The following is a 19,152-nucleotide window of genomic DNA, read 5'->3' on the forward strand; positions in this document are numbered from 1 at the left end:
GTTCAGGCTCCCGCCTTGTCGGTCGCGGCCTTGACCGGGGGCCCCGCGAACTTGGTGTTGAAGCCGCCGACCGACAGCATGTCGATCTCGACGATGAACGGCCCCTTGGCCGCCAATCCTTGCTTGAGCGCGCCCTCCAGCTCATCCAGGTTCTTGACGCGGGCATGGCCCAGGCCCATAGCCTGCGTCAGTAGCGCGTAGTCCGGGGTGTGCAGCTGCACATAGTGCTTGCGTCCGCCGTAGACCGCGTCCTGGATGTTCTTGATGACGCCATACGCCTGGTCGTTCATCAGGACGATCAGCATGTCGGCCTGTTCCTGCACCGCCGTCGCCAGCTCGCCCAGGTTCAGGATGAAGCCGCCGTCGCCGGCCAGCGTGAAGGTTTTCTTGCCCGAGCCGGTCACGGCCGCGCCCACGGCGGCCCCCACGCCCATGGCCAGGCCCAGGCCGATGCCGCCGCCCAGGGCGTGCACGCCGGCCTTGGGCTCATGCAGGCAGGGCAGGCGGTTGCCCCAGATGCTGTTGGACAGCGTGACGTCGCGCACCCAGTTGAAAGACTCGCCCACCACCGATTGCAGGGTATCGATCAGCCGGGTGTAGGGGCCGACATCGTCGCGCAGCTTGGCCATCGCGCCCTGCCTGGCGGCCTGGATGTCGTCCAGGAACCTGGGATCGACCGACATCTTGCCTTCCAGGCGGTCGGCCAGGCCCTTGAGCGCCAGGGTGGCATCGCCGTTGACGAAGAAATCGGTGGTGTAGGCACGGCCGTCCGCCTGCGAATCGGCGTCGATGCGATAGCGGGTGGCGGGCAGCTTGATCGCGTACTTCAGGGTCTCGTTGCTGCGCAGGCGCGAGCCGACCACCAGCAGCGCATCCACGGTCTGGTAGAGATTTTCGACCGGCTTGGCGACCGTGAACGAACCCAGGCAGGCCGGGTCGTTTTCCGGGATCACGCCGCGGCCCTGCGTGCTGGTGATCACGCCGAAGCCCAGCTTGACCAGGCGGCGGACCTGCTCGCCGGCCTGGCGGGCGCCACCGCCCAGCCACAGCAGCGGACGCCTGGCCTGGGCCAGGCGGTTGGCCAGTTCGTTCAGCGCGGCCTCGGCCGGCACCAGCGCCGCCACGGGCAGCGGGTTCAGGTCGGCGGGTTCGTCGATCAGGGCGGCCTGCACGTCGATGGGGATCTCGATGCTGACCGGGCCGGTGGGCGCCGTCATGGCGATCTGCACGGCGCGCTTGACGATGCCGATGGCGGTCTCGGGCGTGCGGATGCGGAAGGCGGCCTTGGACACGGCCTGCAGCATGTCGAGCTGGTGGTTGGCTTCGTGGATGAAGCCCAGGTTCTGGTCCAGGTAGGGGCTGTCGATCTGGCCGGTCAGGTGCAGCAGCGGCGTGCCGGCGGTGATGGCCTCGACCATCGAGCCGGCGGCATTGCCGGCGGCGGTGCCGGTGCTGGTCACGGTCACGCCCAGGCCGCCGGTGGTACGGGCATAGGCATCGGCCATGTTGGTCGCGCCGGCTTCGCCGCGGGCCATGACGAAGCGGATGTTGCCGCGTTCGCCGAAGGCGTCCAGGATGGGCATGTTGTGGATCGAGATGACCCCGAATGCCGCCTTGACGCCGCAGTTCTCCAGGAACTGCGCGATGGCTGCGCCGACAGTGATACGGTTGACATTAGGCATGACGGCAAACCCCTCCGGAAATATCGATATGGCTGCCCGTCGTATAGGAAGACAAGGGCGTGGCAAGGAAGAAAATGGCCCGCGCGGGCTCTTCGGGACGGCCGAGGCGGCCCAGCGGAATCTGTTTCTCGGCGGCGATGCGGCCGGTCCATTGCTCCCAGGTCAGCGCGCGGTCCTTGCGCTCTTCGTAGCGGCGGCGCCATTGGCCCGACTCCACCAGGCCCAGCAGGATGCCGTTCACGCGGATCTTCTTGGGAGCCAGTTCGAAGGCCAGCGAGCGCACCAGGTTGTGGATGCCGGCACGCGCGGCCGAAGTGGCCACCATGTGTGGTTCGGGCTGGATGGCCAGCAGCGAGTTCACGCACACGATCGCGGCATCCTCGCTCTGCTCGAGCTGCGGGATGAAGCTGCGGGTCGGGTTGATGACCGAGAAGAACTTCAATTGGACTTCATCCAGCCAGGCCGAGTTCTCGGTGCCGGCGAACGTGGACACGCGACCCTGGCCGGCGTTGTTGACCAGGATGGACACCGTGCCCAGCTCGCGCTGCACCTGGGCGGCGAAAGCCTCGACCTGTTCGGGCACCAGCACGTCGCAGCGGGCCGCGAGGACGCGGGCGCCGGGGAAGCGGGCCAGCAGGCCTTCCCTGGCCTCGTTGAGCTTGTCCTCGCTGCGGCCGCAGAAAGCGACCGCAGCGCCGGCTTCCAGCAGCAGGCCGACCGTCGCGAGACCGATGCCCGAGGTTCCCCCCGTGACGACGGCGACTTTCCCGTCAAGCTGATACATAGTCATTAGGCAACCATTCCGTTCAGTTTTTCATCGAGACCGTAGGCGGCATCCTGCCCACGGTAGTTGAGCAAAGAAGAGAGTTCGGCGGCGCTTGCGCAGACGCTGTGCGCGAGGCGCTCCAGGCGGTCGGCGTCGAGCGGCACGGCGGGCATGGCCACGCCCAGCGCGGCGGCGATGGCGCCGCCCTGCTCGCGCACCGGCGCGGCCAGCGTCGAAATTCCCGATTCGAAGAATCCTTCGTGCAGCAGGTAGGGCCGCCGCCGGTCCTGCGCCAGCAGCGCGTGCAGTTGCTCGACGGAGCGAGGCGTGAACGCGTTGACGACGGGCAGCTTTTCCTGGGGGTACAGCGCGCGCAATTCGTCCAGGGACATGTCGGCCATCAGCACCCGGCCCAGCACCGTGGCGTGGGCCGGCAGGCGCGTGCCGACGTTCACCGAGCTGGCAAGCGGCGTATTGGCGGCGGCCTTGGCGACGTAGACGATGTCCGCCCCGTCGCGCACCACCAGATGGCAGGAAAGATTGAATTCGTCGCGCACCCGCTCCAGCAGGGGCGCGCCAAGCTGGGTCAGCTCGAGCGAAGCGAGATATTCGAACCCCAGGCGCAGCACGGCCATGCCCAGGAAGTAATCGCGGCCATTGTCCGCGCGCTGGATGAAGCCCATGCGTTCCAGCGTGGCCAGGAGGCGGAACACCGTGGTGCGGGGCACACCCAGCCGGCGCGCCAGCTCGGGCGCGTTCATGGCCCCCTGCGCCTGGCCGACTTCGCAAAGCACGCGCAGGCCGCGCTCCAGCCCGGGAACGACGTATTTGTCCTGCGAGGTGTCCTGAGTGGGAAGCGGGTTCACGGCGCGCGCAAGGGTTCGGACAGCTGACCAAGGGATGGGCATGGATATCGTTTCAAATATGAACTGACAATCCATACACGGAACAGAACGAAATATAGCCGCTCCGCCCTCCCGTCGGCACTAGGGTAAACCCGAAAACCAGGTACTCAGCGGCCGTCGGCGTCCAGGCCCAGCACCCGCAGCCGCGCACGCAACCGCCGTATCTCGTTGCTCATGTCGAGGATCAGGGCGGCCGCGTCCAGGCTGGCGTCGAAATCGCGCTGCAGGTCACGCGCCGCCAGCGCCTGCCGCAGCGCCGCGCTGTCGAAGCACCAATCGGCCTGGCGGCCGCTGGCCTCGATGATGCCGACCCGGACCAGTTGCAGCACCCAGGCCTCCTCCGCGCCGCAGGCCCGGGCCAGTTCCCCGGTACTGAGCGGCTGTTCCTTGCCCACCAGCGTGGCGGTGACGGCAACCGTCTTCATCGTCAGTCTCCCAGGTTCCGGCGCGGGTCGAAGGGCACTTCCTGCGCCAGGTGCCTATAGGCCGCCTTCGCCTTCTCGGTATCGGCGGGCGGCCAGGCGATCTCCAGCACCAGATAGAAATCGCCGGCCGGGTCCCCCGGGATGCCCTTGCCCTTCAGGCGCAGCTTGCGGCCGTTGCGCGAATTCGCCGGCACGCCGACCTCGACCGGCCCATGCGGCGTGGGCGCCCGCACCGTGGCGCCCAGCGCGGCCTCCCAGGGAGCCACCGGCAGGTCCATGTACAGATCCCGGCCTTCGACCCGATAGCGCGGATGAGGCTTGAGCCGGACTTCGAGGTAGAGGTCGCCGTTCTCGCCTCCGCCCAGGCCCGGCATGCCCTGCCCCGCCAGCCGGATGAACTGCCCTTCCCGGATCCCGGCCGGGATGCGCACGCTCAGCGTACGCGTCTGCAGCCGGGGCTGCCCGTTCTCGTCGTGGCCGATGGAGCGGAGCGAAATATCGCGGGTGGCGCCGTGCAGGGCATCCTCGAGGTCGATCTCGATGGCCGCGTGGTGATCCTCGCCCCGGGCGCGCATCTGCGCGCCGCCCGGCCGGTGGCGCGCGCCGAACAGCGACGAGAAGAACTCGCTGAACGCCGCATCGTCGTGGGGACTGGCCCCGCGGAACTCGAACCCGCTGTCCCAGTCGGGCGGCGGCCGGAAATCGCCGCCGGACGAAACGCCCGCCGCCAGATTGTCGTAGGCGGTCCGTTTCTCGGGATCCTTCAGCACCTGGTAGGCCTCGTTGACGTCGCGCATGCGCTGCTCGGCGTCGGGCTCCTTGCTGACGTCCGGATGGTACTTGCGGGCCAGCTTGCGGTAGGCGTGCCGGATGTCGTCGTCCGACGCCCCCTGCTCGACGCCCAAAGTAGCGTAGTAGTCCTTGAACTCCATAGCCGCGGTCTCGCAAAGTAAAGGCGCCGGCCCGGCACATCGCCGGGCCGGCCGATCACTGCTTTATATGTGGGACACGCCGACCGATTTCAATCGTCCGGGGGCCGAAGGCGGAGCCTGCGTCCGTCTCCAGTCTAGCAGGGCGGGCCGGACAGCAGAACCTCCGCGATTTGTGCCGTATTCTTCGGGAATCCCATTCGAACCCATTATTGAACGACGTCCCCTCATGCACGCGTCACCGGACTACGTGGGCCGCTTTGCTCCCAGCCCCACCGGCCCTCTGCACCAAGGCTCGCTGGCAGCCGCGCTGGCCAGCTATCTCGACGCCCGGGCCCATGGCGGGCGCTGGCTGGTGCGCGTGGAGGACCTGGATGCGCCGCGGGTCGTGGAGGGCGCGGACCGCGTCATTCTCGACCAGTTGCGGGCCCTGGGCATGCACTGGGACGGCGGGGTGCTCTATCAGTCCTCGCGCCACCAGGCCTATCGCGAGGCCTTCGATACGCTGCGGCGCCAGGGCCTGGTCTACGCCTGCGGCTGCACGCGCAAGGAAATCGCCGACTCCATCCTGAGCGCGCGCGGCTATCTGCCGGCCGGCGAACTGCCCTATCCGGGCACCTGCCGCGACGGGCTCCACGGCAAGCCGGCGCGTGCCTGGCGGCTGCGCGTGCCGCCGGACATCGTGCGCATCGACGATCGATGGGTGGGTCTGGTCGAACAGGATGTCGCCGCCGACGTGGGCGACTTCGTGCTCTTTCGCGCGGATGGGATGTGGGCCTACCAACTCGCCGTCGTGGTGGACGACGCCGAACAAGGCGTCACCGACGTCGTGCGGGGCGAGGACCTGCTCGGCTCCACGCCCAGGCAGAAAACCTTGCAGACGCTGCTGGCGCTGCCGGTTCCCCGATGGATGCACGTGCCGGTCGTGATCAATGCCGATGGACAGAAACTGTCGAAGCAGACCGGTGCGGCCGCTATAGATACGCAGCGGCCGCTGGCCGCGCTACAGGCCGCGTGGCGCCACCTGCAGTTCGAACCGCTGCCGGCGGCGGACATCCCGGCCTTCCTGGCCGAGGCGACGGGCCGCTGGGCACGGCGATGGGATATACGTCCGGGATGAGGCCGGGGCGCGCGGGCGCCCCGATATGACCTGGCGGTCAGTCGTCCTTCTTGCCACCGCCCAGCAGCACGGCCAGCGGCCGCTTGGCGGAAGTGCGCGGCGGTACGGGAGGCGCCTCGCCACGGACAGGCTCGGTGCCGTTCGCGGGCACGTAGGGACGGAAGAAGAAATCGTCGGCGGGCTTGGCCGGCGCCTCGTAGCGGCGGCGCTCGCCGCGCTCGCCGCGATCCCCGCGCCCGCCGTGGCTGCGAGCCGGGCGTTCGCCGCGCGACGACGCCGACAGCGAAGCCGGCAGATCCAGCTGGCCGCGCGGGATCTCGCGCTTGATGAGCTTCTCGACGTCGAGCAGGAAACGCTCTTCCTCGGACGTGAACAGCGCGATGGCCTCGCCCGACGCGCCGGCACGGCCGGTGCGGCCGATCCGGTGCACGTAGTCCTCGGCGTTGTAGGGCAGGTCGTAGTTGATCACGCAGGGCACGCCGGCCACGTCCAGGCCGCGGGCCGCGACGTCGGTCGCCACCAGCACTTCCAGTTCGCCCGCCTTGAAGGCTTCGAGCGCCTTCATGCGATCGGCCTGGGTCTTGTCGCCGTGGATGGATTCGGCGCGCACGCCATCGCGCTCCAGTTCCCTCGCCAGGCGGGCAGTGCCGATCTTCGTATTGGAAAACACGATGACCTGCTTCAGGCCGCGCGACTTGACCAGGTGCACGACCGCCGCGCGCTTGGCGTCGCCGCTGAGCTTGTAGGCGATCTGGCTGACGGTGTCGGCCGTGGCGTTGCGTGCCGCGACCTCGATCTCGACCGGTTCCGTCAGGTACGAGCGCGCCAGCTTGCGGATCTCGTTGCTGAAGGTGGCCGAGAACAGCAGCGTCTGGCGCTGCTGGGGCAGCAGGCGGATGATGCGTTCGAGATCCGGCAGGAAGCCCATGTCGAGCATCCGGTCGGCCTCGTCCAGCACCAGCATGCCGACCTGGCCCAGGTTGATGGTCTTCTGCTCGACGTGATCGAGCAGGCGTCCCGGCGTCGCGATCAGCACTTCGCAGCCGCGCCGCACCTCTTCTTTCTGGGGACCGATGTCGACCCCGCCGAACACCACGGCTGCGCGCAGGGGCGTGAACTGGCTGTAGCGCTTGACGTTGTCGGCCACCTGGTCGGCCAGCTCGCGCGTGGGCGTGAGAATCAGCGCACGGACCGGATGCCTTGCCGGCGAAGCGCTGGTGTTGGCCAAGGGCATGAGCCGATGGAGGATGGGGAGGGTGAAAGCCGCGGTCTTTCCGGTTCCGGTTTGCGCTGCGCCCATTACGTCGCGGCCGTTGGTGACGACCGGGATTGCTTGCGCCTGGATAGGCGTCGGAATGGTGTACCCGGTGGCGACGACCGCCTTGAGTATGTCGGGGTGCAGGCCGAAATCGGCAAAAGAACTGGGCCCTGATGCCGCTATATCTGTCATGGTGGGGGACCACCAATGCCGCAACAGATGATGCGTATCAATAGTCCAGAAAAATCAAAGACTTAGATTTTACCTCAAAAGCCAGCCTGTCAACCAGAAGGAAAAACCGGCGACGGCCCGGCCCGCCTCCGGCGCACCATGCTGTAATGGCGGCATCGCCATTCTGCTCCGCATGCGCCATGCGCCTGTCCGTCATCATCATCGCCCGCAACGAGGCCCGCAATCTGGCCGACTGCCTGGAATCGGTCCGCTTCGCCGACGAGATCGTCGTGGTCGATTCGGGCAGCACCGACGAGACGGTGGACATCGCGCGCCGGCATGGCGCCCGGGTCGAGATCACCCCGGACTGGCCGGGCTTTGGCCCGCAGAAGAACCGTGCGCTGGCCCTGGCCACCGGCGACTGGGTGCTGTCGCTGGATGCCGACGAACGCGTGACGCCCGAACTGGCCGCCGCGATCGCCGAGGTCCTGCGCGCGCCGCGCCACGACGCCTACGACATGCCACGGCTGTCCAGTTTCTGCGGCCGCTTCATCCGGCACAGCGGCTGGTGGCCCGATCGCGTGCTGCGCCTGTTCCGGCGCGGCACGGCCCGCTTCAGCGACGATCTGGTACACGAAAAGGTGGTCGCCGGCGGCGAGGCGGGGCACCTGGCGCCGCATCTGCTGCACTACACCTATCCCGACCTGGACACCGCCATCGCGAAGATGAACCGCTATTCCACCGACAGCGCGCAGGCCCTGCACATGCGCGGCCGGCGGGCCGGCGTGGGCGCCGCGATCGGACATGGCGCCTGGACCTTCGTGCGGCTGTACGTCTTCAAGCGCGGCTTCCTGGACGGCCGCCACGGGTTCCTGCTGGCGGCCACCGCCGCCGCGGGCAGCTTCTATCGCTATGCGAAGCTCAGCCTGAAATAGGCACCGCCAACCGGCGAACGCGGCCATGCGCAAGATCATCCACTGCGATTGCGACTGCTTCTACGCATCGATAGAAATGCGCGACGACCCCGGCCTTCGAGGCCGGCCGCTGGCCGTGGGCGGGCGGCCGGAAACCCGGGGCGTGGTGGCCACCTGCAACTACGAGGCGCGCAAGTACGGCGTCCATTCGGCCATGTCGTCGGCGCGCGCGCTCAGGCTGTGTCCGGACCTGCTCATCATTCCGCCCAGGATGGAGATGTATCGGGTGGCCTCGGCCGCGATCATGGATATCTACCGCGACTACACCGAACTGGTCGAACCGCTGTCATTGGACGAAGCCTACCTGGACGTCAGCGGCAGCGACCGGCTGCAAGGCAGCGCCACGCTGATCGCCAACGAGATCCGGCAACGCGTGGCGCAGGCCGTCGGCATCACGGTATCGGCTGGCGTCGCGCCCAACAAATTCGTCGCCAAGATCGCGAGCGACTGGAACAAGCCCGACGGCCTGTTCGTGGTGCGCCCCCGGGACGTGGACACTTTCGTGGCGGCCCTGCCCGTCTCCAAGCTCCACGGCGTGGGCAAGGTGACCGGCGCGCGGCTCAAGGCGCTGGGCGTCGAGACCTGCGCCGACCTGCGCGGATGGGAACACGACCGGCTGCGCGAGCAATTCGGCGTGTTCGGCGAACGCCTGTACGACCTGTGCCGCGGCATCGACCACCGCGAGGTCTCGCCCAGCCGCGAGCGCAAATCGGTGAGCGTGGAGCAGACCTTCGTCACCGACCTGCACACGCTGGAGGCGTGCCAGGAACTCCTGCGCGAGATGCTGGACCAGCTCGATGCGCGCGTGCGCCGCGCCGACGCCCAGAACCACATCCAGAAGTTGTTCGTGAAACTGCGCTTCTCGGACTTCAACCGCACCACCGCCGAGGGCGTGGGCGCGGCGCTGGACGAAGAACAATTCCGCATCCTGCTGACCACGGCCTTCCGCCGCAATCCGCGCGCCGTGCGCCTGATGGGGCTGGGCGTGCGGCTGGGAGCCCCCGGCGGGCAGCTCGCCCTGTTCGGCGATCAGCCCACGGTTTCGGAACCCGACACCGTATAGCCGGCCTCGGCGATCAACTGCGCGATGCGCGCGGCATCGCCGGCCTGGTCGACGCGGACCTTCCCGGCGCCGAGATCGACCTCGACGCGCGCCTGGGGATAGGCGGACTGCACGGCCTGGGTGACGGCCTTGACGCAGTGGCCGCAGCTCATTCCCTGCACTTGGAATTGCAGCATGGCATGACTCCTTTCGTTCGTGATGGTGCAGCCAGTATTCCCCTTCCTACGATGGGAAGGTCAAGCGCCGTCGCGCTGCGCCAGCCAACGGACCGCGCCCAGCCCCGACCACCGGCCACTGGCAAGGCAGGCGGTGAGCAGATAGCCGCCGGTGGGCGCCTCCCAATCCAGCATCTCGCCCGCGCAGAAAACCCCGGGCAACCCGCGCAGCATGCCGTGTTCGTCCATGGCGTCGAACGCCACGCCACCGGCGCTGCTGATGGCCTCCTCGATGGGCCGCGGCGCGCGCAGCGTCAGCGGCAGCGATTTCACCCAGCGGGCCAGCCTGGCGGGATCATGGAAATCGGCCGCCGGCACGACCTCGCGCAAGAGGCCTGCCTTCACGCCGTCCACCTTGATGCGCGCGCGCAGATGGTTGGCCATGGATTTGCTGCCGCGCGGCCACGCCAGTTCCTCGGCGACGCGGTCGATGGCGAGCCCCGGCGTCAGGTCGAGCCGCAGTCCGGCATGGCCGTCGCGGTCGATGGCCTCCCGCAGGCGGGCCGACGCGGCATAGATCAGGCTGCCTTCGACGCCATAATCGGCCACGACGAACTCGCCTCCCCGGCGCCATTCGCCCTGCTCGTCGGACAGGGAAAGCGTCACCGCGCGCACCGGCTGCCCCGCGTAGCGTTCGCGGAAGTGCTGGCTCCAGCCGGTCTCGAAACCGCAATTGGCCGGCGCCAGCGGTGCGATGCGTACGCCGCGTCCGGCCAGCCACGGCACCCAGGCGGCATCCGAGCCCAACCGCGGCCAGCTCGCGCCGCCCAGGGCCAGCACGACCGCATCGGGGCGATGGGCCGCGCGCCCCGTGGGCGTGTCGAAGTCCAGCGCTCCACCCGCTCCCCACCCCAGCCATCGATGCCGCATGTGCAGGCGCACGCCCAGACCCCGCAGGCGATGCAGCCACGCCCGCAAGAGCGGCGCGGCCTTCATCTCTTTGGGAAAGACCCGGCCCGATGATCCGACGAAGGTGTCGATGCCCAGGCCATGCGCCCAGTCGCGCACGGCCTGGGCGCCGAACGCCTCGAGCAGGGGCGCGACCGCGCCGGCGCGGTCACCATAGCGGGAAAAGAAAGCGGCGGCGGGTTCGGAATGGGTGATGTTCAGGCCGCCTATGCCGGCCAGCAGGAACTTGCGGCCCGCCGACGGCATCGCGTCATAGACGTCCACGGCGATGCCGGCCCCGGCCAGCACCTCGGCGGCCATCAGGCCCGCGGGTCCGGCCCCCACCACCGCGGCGCGGGCGGGCACGGTCAACGGTCCGGCCATGGCCGGCATTCCGCCTGGATCACAGGTTGACGGCCCGGCCCAAGACCTGCCGCTTCTCGGGCGAATAATTCAACAGGCGCGACAACTCCATGGCGGTGCTGCGCACCCGCGCGACCAGGTCGTCGATGCGCTCGGGCTCGAAACGCGACGAAGGAATCGTGGCGCCCAGCGCGGCCACGATGCGGCCGGAAGCGTCGCGCACCGGCGCGGCGATCGTCGAGACCCGCGCCTCGAAGAAGGCTTCCTGCAAGACATAACCGCGCTCGCGATCCTTCTGCACGATCTCGTACAGATCCATCACGGTCGTGGGCGTGCTGGAGGAATAGCTTTCCAGGTGCTCTTCGGGAAACAGCTCGCGCAGCTCGTCCAGCGTGAGGTCTTCCAGCAGGACCCGGCCCAGCACCGTGGCGTGCGCGGGCAGCCGCGTGCCGACGTGGACCGAACTGGTGAAAGGCGTGGGCGCCGACGATTTGGCGACGTAGACGATGGAGCGGCCATCGCGCACGACAAGGTTGCACGAAAACCCGATCTCGCCCCGCAGGCGTTCGAGCAGCGGCGCGCCCAGCTCGGTCAGTTCGAGCGAGGCCAGGTATTCGAACCCCAGCCGCAACACCGCCAGGCCGAGCCGATAATCGTGCCCGCCCTCGGCGCGCTGGACGAAGCCCATGGATTCCAGGGTCATCAGCAGCCGGAAGACGGTGGAACGCGGCAGGCTGAGGCGGCGCGCCAGTTCCGGCGCCGACAGCTTGCGATCGACGTGGTTGAATTGTCCCAGCAACAACAGGCCGCGCTCCAGCGCCGGAACCAGATACTTGTCCTGCGCGACCTCCGGAATGTTCCCTTTGCTCATAGTGTGACCGACTGTCTGATGGCTTGCGGACGGAATGATACCGGTCCCGACAGGCGGTGCCGGCCACACCGCGAGCCTTTTTTCAATTCATCACGAATCCGCCGTTGACCGGGAGGAGCTGGCCGGTGACGAAGCGCGCGAGATCCGACAAGGCGAAGATCACCGATCCGCTCACGTCCTCCGGCACCTGTTCGCGGTGGATCGCACGCTGGTCGTGATAGAGCTGGTGCCGCGCCTCGGGCACGTACTCCGTCGCCTCGACCAGGGTCAGCCCCGGGGCGATGGCATTGACGGTGATATTGTCGGCGCCGAACTCGCGCGCCAGCGACCGCGTCATGGCCGTGACCGCGCCCTTGCTGGCGACGTAGGCCATCAGGTTGGGCGCGCCCCACAGCGCCGTGTCCGACGCCAGGTTGACGATGGCGCCCCGGCCCGACGCCTTCAGCGCCGCGTGGCAGGCGACGGACATCAGCCAGGTGCCGCGCACGTTGACCTGCATGACCTTGTCCCACACCTCGACCTCGAGCTGGTGCGCGGTGCGTCCGCCCGAGTTGGTGATGGCGGCGTTGTTCACCAGTCCGTCCAACCCGCCCAGCAGCTCGGTGGCGCGCGCCGCGCAGTTCTCGACGGAGGCCTTGTCGCCCAGGTCGACTTCGATGCCATGCACCGGAAAGCCCCGCGCCTGCAACGACTCGACCGCCTGCTTCAGCGTGTCGGCCAGGATGTCGGCCATGGCCACCTGCGCGCCGGCCTGGCACAGCGCCACCGCGAACTCGTAGCCCAGCCCGCGCGCCGCGCCCGTCACCAGGATGCGGCGGCCCCGCAGGAGATTACCGATAGTGCTTGAATCCAACATTGCTCCCATTACCCGCGCTCAGACCGTAGTGGTGGCCGCGCGCGGCAGATAGTGAAGTACGCGCTTCTCGGCCCAGACGACGCCCGCGTAGGCGACGATGCCGATCAGCGTGAGCACCGCGATCGTGACGAACACGGCCGAAGTGTTGCCCTGCCCCTCGCCGTCGACCAACAGGAAGCCCAGGCCCAGGTTGCCCCCGACCAGCTCGCCCACGGTCACGCCGATGACGGCCAGCGTCGAGGCGATGCGCAGGCCCGAGAACAGCGCCGGCAGCGCCGACGGGAACTCGACCAGGCGGAAGATCTGCCAGCGGCTGGCGTTGAGCGTGCGGACCAGGTTGACCATGTCCGGGTCCACGGTGCGCACCGCCGACAGCACGTTGATCATGACCGGGAAGAACACGATCAGGATGGCGACCAGGATCTTGGGATAGATGGTGTAGCCCAGCCACATCACGAACAACGGCGCGAAGGCCACCTTGGGCGCGATCTGCAGCGCCAGGATGTACGGCGACAGGATGGACTCGGTGGTGGGCGACAGGCCCAGCACCACGCCCACCACCAGGCCCAGCAAGGCACCTAGGATGAAGCCGACGATCACCTCGAACGCGGTGATGCCGCTGTGCATGAGCAGTTCGCTGGTCTGCCACATGTGGCCGAACTCCTGGACCACGCGGCTGAAGCGCGGCAGGATGAACTCCGGCATCTTGAGCAGGCCGGGCCCCCATTCCCAGGCGGCCAGGAACACCACCAGGACCAGCAGGCTGCCGGCGGCCGTGGCGACCTTGCCCGAGAAGAATGGGCGGCCCGCCGGCTTGCCGGCGCCCGCCGCGGCGGGCGCGCTTTCGTTGGATGCGGAGACAGACATTACCGCTCAACCCCGACGAACTGGTTCGTATAAAGATCGGTCAAGGGCGCGGCCTTGGACACGATGCCTTCCGACACGTAGAACTTCTGCACCTCCGCCAGACGAGCGGTATCCATCTGGCCCAGCACCTTCTGGTCCGCGTACACATACTTGTTGTACAGGCGCAGGATGCGCTCGAGCTTCTCTTCCTTGCCCTTGAAGGCCGGCGCGGCCTGGGCGTAGGTGGCGGCGGCGCTCTTCGGGTCCTTCATCACATCCTGCATGCCGCGCAGCGTCGCGCGCACCAGGCGCTTGATCAGGTCCGGGTTCTTCTTGATCGTCTCGTCCGAGGCGATGATGGCCTGCGCCATGCTGTTGAACGGCTTGTCGATCTTCAGGTAGTCGACGTTGCCGTTGGTGGCCTCGTCGGCATCGACCAGCCAGTCGGGCGTGGCGGCCATGCCATCGGACTTGCCGGCGGCGAACAATTGCCAGACGCCGGCCGGGCCCGCGGCCTGGATGGAGACGTCGTTCTTGCTCAGGTTGTACTTCTTGAGCGTGCCCAGCAGCGCGTAGTAGGTCGTGTCGCTGTAGGAGATCACGGTCACGGTCTTGCCCTTGAGATCGGCCACCGACTTGATCGGCCCGTCCTTCTTGACCGCCAGCGCCGACAGCGAGCCGGCGCCCAGCACCGCGACCGCCTTCACCGGCACGCCATTGGCGCGGACGATGATGGGCGTATCGCCGATGGCGCCGCCGATCACCGCATTGCCGGCGCCGATCTGCTTGGCGACGTCGACCCCGCCCTTGCCCAGCACGAAATTGACCTTGATGTTCTCATCGGCATAGTAGCCGCGCTGCTGCGCGATCATCCACGGGGCGAAGGCCGGCAGCGTGGGCGGCGCGGGCAGCAGATAGTTCACTTCCTCGGGCGCGGCGTGGACGGCAAAAGGCGAGGCGACAGCCACGGCGACGGCGGCCAGTTTGAAGCTGAACGAAACCAGAGCTTTTTTCATAGGGCTTCCTGTAGAGAATGGGCGCCCTTGGGCGCGACGTGCGTGATCGGGAGAATGGACGGCTCAGTGCAGTTCGGCGGTTTCCTTGCCCACCTTCAGCAATTCCATCAAGCGCCCCTGCAAGGGACCGATTTCCGGCAGCTTGCGCCGCTCCAGCGGGTTGTCCCGCATGGGCAGGTCGATGATGATTTCCTCGATGATCGTACCGGGACGCTCGCTCATGACCAACAGGCGGTCGGACAGCGCGATGGCCTCCACCAGATCGTGGGTGATGAACAGCGCCGTCTTGCGCTTCTCGTACACCATCTTGGCCAGGTCCTGCTGCAGCACCATCTTGGTCTGGGCATCCAGCGCCGAGAAAGGCTCGTCCAGCAGCAGCACCTGCGGGTCCACGGCCAGCGTGCGGGCCAGCGCGGCGCGTTGGCGCATGCCGCCCGACAACTGGTAGGGATAGTGTTCCTCGAATCCCTTCAGGTGGCATTTGGCCAGCAGTTCGTCGGCGATCACCTTGCGTTCGCGGGCGGGAGCGCCATCGATCTCCAGCCCCAGCTCGACGTTGGCCCGGATGGTGCGCCAGGGCATCAGCAAATCCTTCTGCAGCATGAACGCCACCTTGCGCACGGGCCTGGTGACGCGCTCGCCCCCCACGTACACCTCGCCCTCGCTGGGCAGGTAGAGGCCGGCGCCCATGTTCAGCAGCGTACTCTTGCCACAGCCGGACGGCCCGATGATGGACACCACCTCGCCCCGGCGTATGCTCAGGTTGACGTCGGTGACCGCCGCGCGGGGTTGCCCCGTCTGGCGGTCCTGGAAGCGCTTGCCGACTTTGCGGAACTCGATTTCATTCATGGTGCTGGCCTGTAGGAACCGGAACTTCGATACGGCGACGAACGGGGAGCACAACCACCCGGCCCCGCGGTTGCGGAGGCCCGGACACTGCGATAGTGTTATTCGATCGCTGGTCCGGCATCGTTCTTCGTCTTAAATACGAAACCTCATCTCATATACGGAACAGTGGCAAAAATATAGCGCCTCGATTTTGCAGGCGCGACTGGGGTAAACCACTACCGAAGACTTAGCAAAGACCGGACCAGGGCCGATTCGGGCCTGGCACAAGGCGCAGCAGCCCCATGATGGGGCGACATCGCACCATGCCCGCTCAGGAAAAGAAGGGAGCCGCACCCGTCCGGTGCGCGAGACCGGCCGGCGCGGCCGCGCCGGCCGCCTTAGCGGATCAGTTCGAGGAACTCGGCCCGCGTCGAGGGATTCTCGCGGAAGGCCCCCAGCATGACGGAGCTGACCATCGACGAGTTCTGCTTCTCGACGCCGCGCATCATCATGCACATATGCTGGGCCTCGATGACCACGGCCACCCCCAGGGCGCCGGTCACTTCCTGGACCGCCTCGGCGATCTGCAGAGAGAGATTCTCCTGGATCTGCAGACGCCGGGCGTACATGTCGACGATGCGCGCCACCTTGGACAGGCCCAGCACCTTGCCGTTGGGCAGGTAGGCCACGTGCGCCTTGCCGATGAACGGCAGCAGGTGGTGCTCGCACAGAGAATACAGTTCGATGTTCTTGACCAGCACCATCTCGTTGGTGTCGGACGAGAACAGGGCGCCGTTGACGATTTCGTCGAGATTCTGCGTGTAGCCCTGGCACAGGTATTTCATGGCCTTGGCGGCGCGCTTGGGTGTATCGCGCAAGCCCTCCCGGCCCGGATCTTCGCCGAGCTGTTCGAGTATGGACGTATAGTGCTGTTCGAGCGACATGAAGGCTCCCGAGGTATCCGTGGAAACGGCGGCGCTGGACCGGCCGGTCGCGGCGCGAAGGCCCGCGGAAGGCGTGAGGATACCCCATCGCCCCGGGCGGAGCCGGAAAGGCCCTACCCCGCTCCCGAGTCGGAACCGTGGGGCACCGTCAGCAATACTCCCGGGGCAGGCGCTCGACCGCGGCCTCGCGCCCCGTCAGCCGCGCGATGCGCCGTGCCGTCTCGGCCGCGTCCCCACTGGTCATGAAAGCCACCCCGCCCTCTCCCGCCCCGCGCGCCAGTCCGTGCGCCAACAACTGCCGCTGCAACTGCCGGGCGAACGGCACGCCGGTCTCCAGCACCGCCACGTCGGGCCCCACATGGCGCCGGATCGGATCGATCAGAAAAGGGAAATGCGTGCAGCCCAGGACCAGCACGTCGGCGCCGCGCTCGACCAGTTCCGCGAGCGGCTCGGCCACGAGATGGTCCCGGTCCGGCGTCCACCCCTCCTCGGCCAGCGACACCCACCCGGGGCAAGGCTTGAGCAGCACTTCCACGCCCGGCGCCTCGCGCCGGACCAGCGCATGGAAGCGTTCGCTAAGCAAGGTGCCCGTGGTGGCGAGCACCCCGATCACGCCGGATCGGGTCAGCCGCGCCGCGGGCTTGACGGCGGGCTCGATGCCGACGATAGGCAGGTCCGGATAGCGGTCGCGCAGCGCCTCCACCGCCACAGCGGTGGCCGTGTTGCACGGAATCGCCACCGCCTTGGCCCGGCGCGACAGGAAAAACTCGGCCAGGCGCAGGGCGCGCGACACGATGTATGCCGGCGTTTTCTCTCCATACGGCAGATGGCCGCTATCGGCCACGTACAGGAGGTCTTCGCGCGGCAAGGCCTGCCGGACGGCGCTCAGCACGCTGATGCCGCCCACGCCGGAGTCGAAAATGCCTAAGGGCCCGTCGGGGGCGGCGGTGATCATGGAATGGAAATGCGCGCTAGGAAGCCAGTTTCAAGCCTATGATACCCGCCAGTATCAGCCCCAGGCTGATCAGGCGCGCCGGGCTGGCGGCCTCGCCGAACAGCAGGATGCCCAGTGCCGCGGTACCCACCGCGCCCACGCCGACCCAGATGGCGTAGGCGGTGCCGACCGGCAGCGTGCGCATCGCCACCCCCAGCAGCGCCATACTGACGACGATGGCCGCGATCGTGCCCACCGAAGGCCACAGCCGCGTGAATCCGTGCGTGTATTTCAAGCCGATCGCCCAGCCGACCTCCATCAGTCCGGCGATGATCAAAAGGGTCCAAGCCATGATTGTTTTCCTGATTGCGGGGCCGTCCCCATTCGTCATTCCCGGCAGGGTCGTCCCCGCCTTGCTCCGTCCCCATTTAACACCCGGAAACGTCGAATCACCATGATCCGTCCCTTTTTAAGGATCGCACTAAATGCGTGCATAAAGTCGTGATTTATCTACATGATGACGGAAAAACACGATTACAATGCCGCGTTTTTTCGGTGCAATGCACCACATCAGAACACTTGCCGCACGCAAAAGGTGCAGCCCTCGATGCCGCTGGCAGCCCACTGCGGCAGGATGACCCCAAGCGCCCGGACATTCAACGGAGCCAATATTGAAACACGCCAGCCTAGACAGCTTTCTCTCGCAAGTCGCCCTGCGCGATCCTGATCAGCCGGAATTCCTGCAAGCCGTCAAGGAGGTCATGACCAGCCTCTGGCCCTTCCTGCAGAAGCATCCGCGCTACGCCGAGCATGGCCTGCTGGAGCGGTTGGTGGAATCCGAACGCATCATCCAGTTCCGCGTGTGCTGGGTCGACGACCGCGGCCAGACCCAGGTCAACCGCGGCTTCCGCATCCAGCACAACTCGGCCATCGGCCCGTTCAAGGGCGGCATGCGGCTGCACCCGTCGGTCAACCTGTCCATCCTGCGCTTCCTGGCGTTCGAACAGACCTTCAAGAACTCGCTCACCACCCTGCCCATGGGCGGCGGCAAGGGCGGCTCCGACTTCGACCCCAAGGGCAAGAGCGACGGCGAAGTCATGCGCTTCTGCCAGGCCCTGATGCTGGAACTCTACCGCCACCTCGGCCCCGACACCGACGTGCCGGCGGGCGACATCGGCGTGGGCGCCCGCGAAGTGGGCTTCATGGCCGGCATGATGAAGAAGCTCTCCAACAGCGCCGCGGCGGTGTTCACCGGCAAGGGCCTGGCCTTCGGTGGCAGCCTGATGCGTCCCGAGGCCACCGGCTACGGCACCATCTACTTCGCCGAACAGATGCTGTACCGCAAGAGCCAGAGCTTCGACGGCAAGTCCGTGTCGATCTCGGGCTCGGGCAACGTCGCGCAGTACGCCGCCGAAAAGGCGGTGGACCTGGGCGCGAAGGTCGTGAGCCTGTCCGACTCCGACGGCACGCTGTACGTGAAGGACGGCATCAGCGCCGACATGCTCAAGGAGATCATGGATCTCAAGAATGTCCAGCGCGGCCGCCTGGCCGACTTCGCCTCGCGCAATAAGCTGTCGTTCGAGGCCGGCAAATGCCCCTGGCACATCCCGGTCGACATCGCCCTGCCCTGCGCCACCCAGAACGAGCTCAACCACAAGGATGCCGAGACCCTGGTCGGCAACGGCGTGCTGTGCGTGGCCGAAGGCGCGAACATGCCCTCGACGCTGGAAGCCGTGGACGTCTTCGCCCGGGCCGGCACCCTGTATGCCCCCGGCAAGGCCAGCAACGCCGGCGGCGTCGCCGTGTCGGGCCTGGAAATGGCGCAGAACTCGCAGCGCCTGTCGTGGCACCACGCCGAAGTCGACGAACGCCTGCGCGCCATCATGAAGGACATCCACGAAAACTGCGTGCGCCACGGCAGCCGCGCCGACGGCACCGTCAACTACGTGGACGGCGCCAACATCGCCGGCTTCGTGAAGGTGGCCGACGCGATGATGGCGCAAGGGGTGTATTGATTAAGTCCCCCCCCCTACGCCCTTACGGGCGCCCCCCCAGGGGGCGATGCGCGAGGACCGGCGGAGCCGGATCCTCCGCATCC

General features: G+C 67.5%; 20 protein-coding genes. 4 read left to right on the forward strand and 16 right to left on the reverse strand.

Features of this window, described 5'->3' with window-relative positions:
* Positions 1-2: 2 nt before the first annotated feature.
* The 5 genes from AC1Q6E_RS07985 to AC1Q6E_RS08005 all read right to left on the reverse strand — a co-directional run bounded on the left by AC1Q6E_RS07985 (position 3) and on the right by AC1Q6E_RS08005 (position 4,710).
* A complete protein-coding gene (locus AC1Q6E_RS07985; RefSeq protein WP_492572525.1) occupies positions 3-1,682 on the reverse strand; it encodes a thiamine pyrophosphate-binding protein in 1,680 nt (559 codons plus the stop codon).
* Positions 1,675-2,472 (reverse strand): SDR family oxidoreductase, encoded by a 798-nt coding sequence (locus AC1Q6E_RS07990; RefSeq protein ID WP_492572526.1) that lies wholly within the window; start codon positions 2,470-2,472, stop codon positions 1,675-1,677. Before AC1Q6E_RS07990 ends, AC1Q6E_RS07985 begins: the two co-directional genes overlap by 8 nt.
* On the reverse strand, positions 2,472-3,356 hold the full coding sequence (locus AC1Q6E_RS07995; RefSeq protein ID WP_152797024.1) for an IclR family transcriptional regulator: 885 nt from the start codon (positions 3,354-3,356) through the stop codon (positions 2,472-2,474). The genes AC1Q6E_RS07990 and AC1Q6E_RS07995 overlap by 1 nt, the downstream gene beginning before the upstream one ends.
* A gap of 104 nt (positions 3,357-3,460) precedes the next feature.
* A complete protein-coding gene (locus AC1Q6E_RS08000) occupies positions 3,461-3,778 on the reverse strand; it encodes a chaperone modulator CbpM (protein ID WP_152797021.1) in 318 nt (105 codons plus the stop codon).
* Between the two features lie 2 nt (positions 3,779-3,780).
* Entirely contained in the window at positions 3,781-4,710 is a 930-nt protein-coding gene (locus tag AC1Q6E_RS08005; RefSeq protein WP_152797018.1) for a DnaJ C-terminal domain-containing protein, read from the reverse strand.
* 226 nt (positions 4,711-4,936) lie between these two features.
* On the opposite strand from AC1Q6E_RS08005, the gene gluQRS reads away from it, so the two are divergent.
* Positions 4,937-5,827, forward strand: a complete 891-nt coding sequence (gene gluQRS / locus AC1Q6E_RS08010) for a tRNA glutamyl-Q(34) synthetase GluQRS (RefSeq protein ID WP_492572527.1) — start codon at positions 4,937-4,939, stop codon at positions 5,825-5,827.
* A 37-nt stretch (positions 5,828-5,864) separates the two neighbouring features.
* Here gluQRS and AC1Q6E_RS08015 read toward each other — a convergent pair whose 3' ends face one another.
* The gene (locus AC1Q6E_RS08015; RefSeq protein ID WP_152797014.1) at positions 5,865-7,277 is read right to left on the reverse strand and encodes a DEAD/DEAH box helicase; all 1,413 of its coding nucleotides are present in this window, start codon (positions 7,275-7,277) and stop codon (positions 5,865-5,867) included.
* Between the two features lie 179 nt (positions 7,278-7,456).
* Here AC1Q6E_RS08015 and AC1Q6E_RS08020 point away from each other — a divergent pair, with 179 nt between their 5' ends.
* Together AC1Q6E_RS08020 and dinB are read left to right on the forward strand one after the other, a co-directional pair.
* On the forward strand, positions 7,457-8,191 hold the full coding sequence (locus AC1Q6E_RS08020) for a glycosyltransferase family 2 protein (RefSeq protein ID WP_152797013.1): 735 nt from the start codon (positions 7,457-7,459) through the stop codon (positions 8,189-8,191).
* A gap of 25 nt (positions 8,192-8,216) precedes the next feature.
* A complete protein-coding gene (gene dinB / locus AC1Q6E_RS08025) occupies positions 8,217-9,293 on the forward strand; it encodes a DNA polymerase IV (RefSeq protein WP_152797010.1) in 1,077 nt (358 codons plus the stop codon).
* Here dinB and AC1Q6E_RS08030 read toward each other — a convergent pair.
* The 10 genes from AC1Q6E_RS08030 to sugE form a co-directional block, all read right to left on the reverse strand.
* Positions 9,260-9,469 carry a heavy-metal-associated domain-containing protein gene (locus AC1Q6E_RS08030; RefSeq protein ID WP_152797009.1) on the reverse strand — a complete coding sequence of 70 codons (210 nt, stop codon included), beginning with the start codon at positions 9,467-9,469 and terminating at the stop codon, positions 9,260-9,262. The genes dinB and AC1Q6E_RS08030 overlap by 34 nt on opposite strands.
* Before the next feature lie 60 nt (positions 9,470-9,529).
* Complete coding sequence (locus tag AC1Q6E_RS08035) at positions 9,530-10,780, reverse strand: TIGR03862 family flavoprotein (RefSeq protein ID WP_492572528.1); 1,251 nt, start codon at positions 10,778-10,780, stop codon at positions 9,530-9,532.
* A gap of 19 nt (positions 10,781-10,799) precedes the next feature.
* On the reverse strand, positions 10,800-11,630 hold the full coding sequence (locus tag AC1Q6E_RS08040; RefSeq protein WP_152797005.1) for an IclR family transcriptional regulator: 831 nt from the start codon (positions 11,628-11,630) through the stop codon (positions 10,800-10,802).
* An 82-nt stretch (positions 11,631-11,712) separates the two neighbouring features.
* Positions 11,713-12,486 carry an SDR family oxidoreductase gene (locus tag AC1Q6E_RS08045; protein WP_152797002.1) on the reverse strand — a complete coding sequence of 258 codons (774 nt, stop codon included), beginning with the start codon at positions 12,484-12,486 and terminating at the stop codon, positions 11,713-11,715.
* A gap of 18 nt (positions 12,487-12,504) precedes the next feature.
* Positions 12,505-13,353 carry an ABC transporter permease gene (locus AC1Q6E_RS08050; protein ID WP_152797000.1) on the reverse strand — a complete coding sequence of 283 codons (849 nt, stop codon included), beginning with the start codon at positions 13,351-13,353 and terminating at the stop codon, positions 12,505-12,507.
* Entirely contained in the window at positions 13,353-14,348 is a 996-nt protein-coding gene (locus AC1Q6E_RS08055; RefSeq protein WP_152796998.1) for an ABC transporter substrate-binding protein, read from the reverse strand. Before AC1Q6E_RS08055 ends, AC1Q6E_RS08050 begins: the two co-directional genes overlap by 1 nt.
* Positions 14,349-14,411: 63 nt before the next feature.
* Positions 14,412-15,197: an ABC transporter ATP-binding protein gene (locus tag AC1Q6E_RS08060; protein WP_152796996.1), complete on the reverse strand. Its 786-nt coding sequence runs from the start codon at positions 15,195-15,197 to the stop codon at positions 14,412-14,414.
* 377 nt (positions 15,198-15,574) lie between these two features.
* Complete coding sequence (gene folE, locus AC1Q6E_RS08065) at positions 15,575-16,120, reverse strand: GTP cyclohydrolase I FolE (RefSeq protein ID WP_152796994.1); 546 nt, start codon at positions 16,118-16,120, stop codon at positions 15,575-15,577.
* A 148-nt stretch (positions 16,121-16,268) separates the two neighbouring features.
* Entirely contained in the window at positions 16,269-17,075 is an 807-nt protein-coding gene (murI, locus tag AC1Q6E_RS08070) for a glutamate racemase (protein ID WP_296556445.1), read from the reverse strand.
* 16 nt (positions 17,076-17,091) lie between these two features.
* Complete coding sequence (gene sugE, locus AC1Q6E_RS08075; protein WP_130361169.1) at positions 17,092-17,406, reverse strand: quaternary ammonium compound efflux SMR transporter SugE; 315 nt, start codon at positions 17,404-17,406, stop codon at positions 17,092-17,094.
* Positions 17,407-17,725: 319 nt separating this feature from the next.
* Here sugE and gdhA point away from each other — a divergent pair, with 319 nt between their 5' ends.
* Positions 17,726-19,069: an NADP-specific glutamate dehydrogenase gene (gdhA, locus tag AC1Q6E_RS08080; RefSeq protein ID WP_152798441.1), complete on the forward strand. Its 1,344-nt coding sequence runs from the start codon at positions 17,726-17,728 to the stop codon at positions 19,067-19,069.
* The last annotated feature ends 83 nt before the right edge of the window (positions 19,070-19,152 follow it).

The organism is Pigmentiphaga sp. MLSB6-MA01 (genome assembly GCF_058793475.1).

Coding starts and splice junctions, on each gene's coding strand:
- AC1Q6E_RS07985 (WP_492572525.1), bottom strand. CDS start 1,682: ATGCCTAATGTCAACCGTATCACTGTCGGCGCAGCCATCGCGCAGTTC.
- AC1Q6E_RS07990 (WP_492572526.1), bottom strand. CDS start 2,472: ATGACTATGTATCAGCTTGACGGGAAAGTCGCCGTCGTCACGGGGGGA.
- AC1Q6E_RS07995 (WP_152797024.1), bottom strand. CDS start 3,356: ATGCCCATCCCTTGGTCAGCTGTCCGAACCCTTGCGCGCGCCGTGAAC.
- AC1Q6E_RS08000 (WP_152797021.1), bottom strand. CDS start 3,778: ATGAAGACGGTTGCCGTCACCGCCACGCTGGTGGGCAAGGAACAGCCG.
- AC1Q6E_RS08005 (WP_152797018.1), bottom strand. CDS start 4,710: ATGGAGTTCAAGGACTACTACGCTACTTTGGGCGTCGAGCAGGGGGCG.
- gluQRS (WP_492572527.1), top strand. CDS start 4,937: ATGCACGCGTCACCGGACTACGTGGGCCGCTTTGCTCCCAGCCCCACC.
- AC1Q6E_RS08015 (WP_152797014.1), bottom strand. CDS start 7,277: ATGACAGATATAGCGGCATCAGGGCCCAGTTCTTTTGCCGATTTCGGC.
- AC1Q6E_RS08020 (WP_152797013.1), top strand. CDS start 7,457: ATGCGCCTGTCCGTCATCATCATCGCCCGCAACGAGGCCCGCAATCTG.
- dinB (WP_152797010.1), top strand. CDS start 8,217: ATGCGCAAGATCATCCACTGCGATTGCGACTGCTTCTACGCATCGATA.
- AC1Q6E_RS08030 (WP_152797009.1), bottom strand. CDS start 9,469: ATGCTGCAATTCCAAGTGCAGGGAATGAGCTGCGGCCACTGCGTCAAG.
- AC1Q6E_RS08035 (WP_492572528.1), bottom strand. CDS start 10,780: ATGGCCGGACCGTTGACCGTGCCCGCCCGCGCCGCGGTGGTGGGGGCC.
- AC1Q6E_RS08040 (WP_152797005.1), bottom strand. CDS start 11,630: ATGAGCAAAGGGAACATTCCGGAGGTCGCGCAGGACAAGTATCTGGTT.
- AC1Q6E_RS08045 (WP_152797002.1), bottom strand. CDS start 12,486: ATGTTGGATTCAAGCACTATCGGTAATCTCCTGCGGGGCCGCCGCATC.
- AC1Q6E_RS08050 (WP_152797000.1), bottom strand. CDS start 13,353: ATGTCTGTCTCCGCATCCAACGAAAGCGCGCCCGCCGCGGCGGGCGCC.
- AC1Q6E_RS08055 (WP_152796998.1), bottom strand. CDS start 14,348: ATGAAAAAAGCTCTGGTTTCGTTCAGCTTCAAACTGGCCGCCGTCGCC.
- AC1Q6E_RS08060 (WP_152796996.1), bottom strand. CDS start 15,197: ATGAATGAAATCGAGTTCCGCAAAGTCGGCAAGCGCTTCCAGGACCGC.
- folE (WP_152796994.1), bottom strand. CDS start 16,120: ATGTCGCTCGAACAGCACTATACGTCCATACTCGAACAGCTCGGCGAA.
- murI (WP_296556445.1), bottom strand. CDS start 17,075: ATGATCACCGCCGCCCCCGACGGGCCCTTAGGCATTTTCGACTCCGGC.
- sugE (WP_130361169.1), bottom strand. CDS start 17,406: ATGGCTTGGACCCTTTTGATCATCGCCGGACTGATGGAGGTCGGCTGG.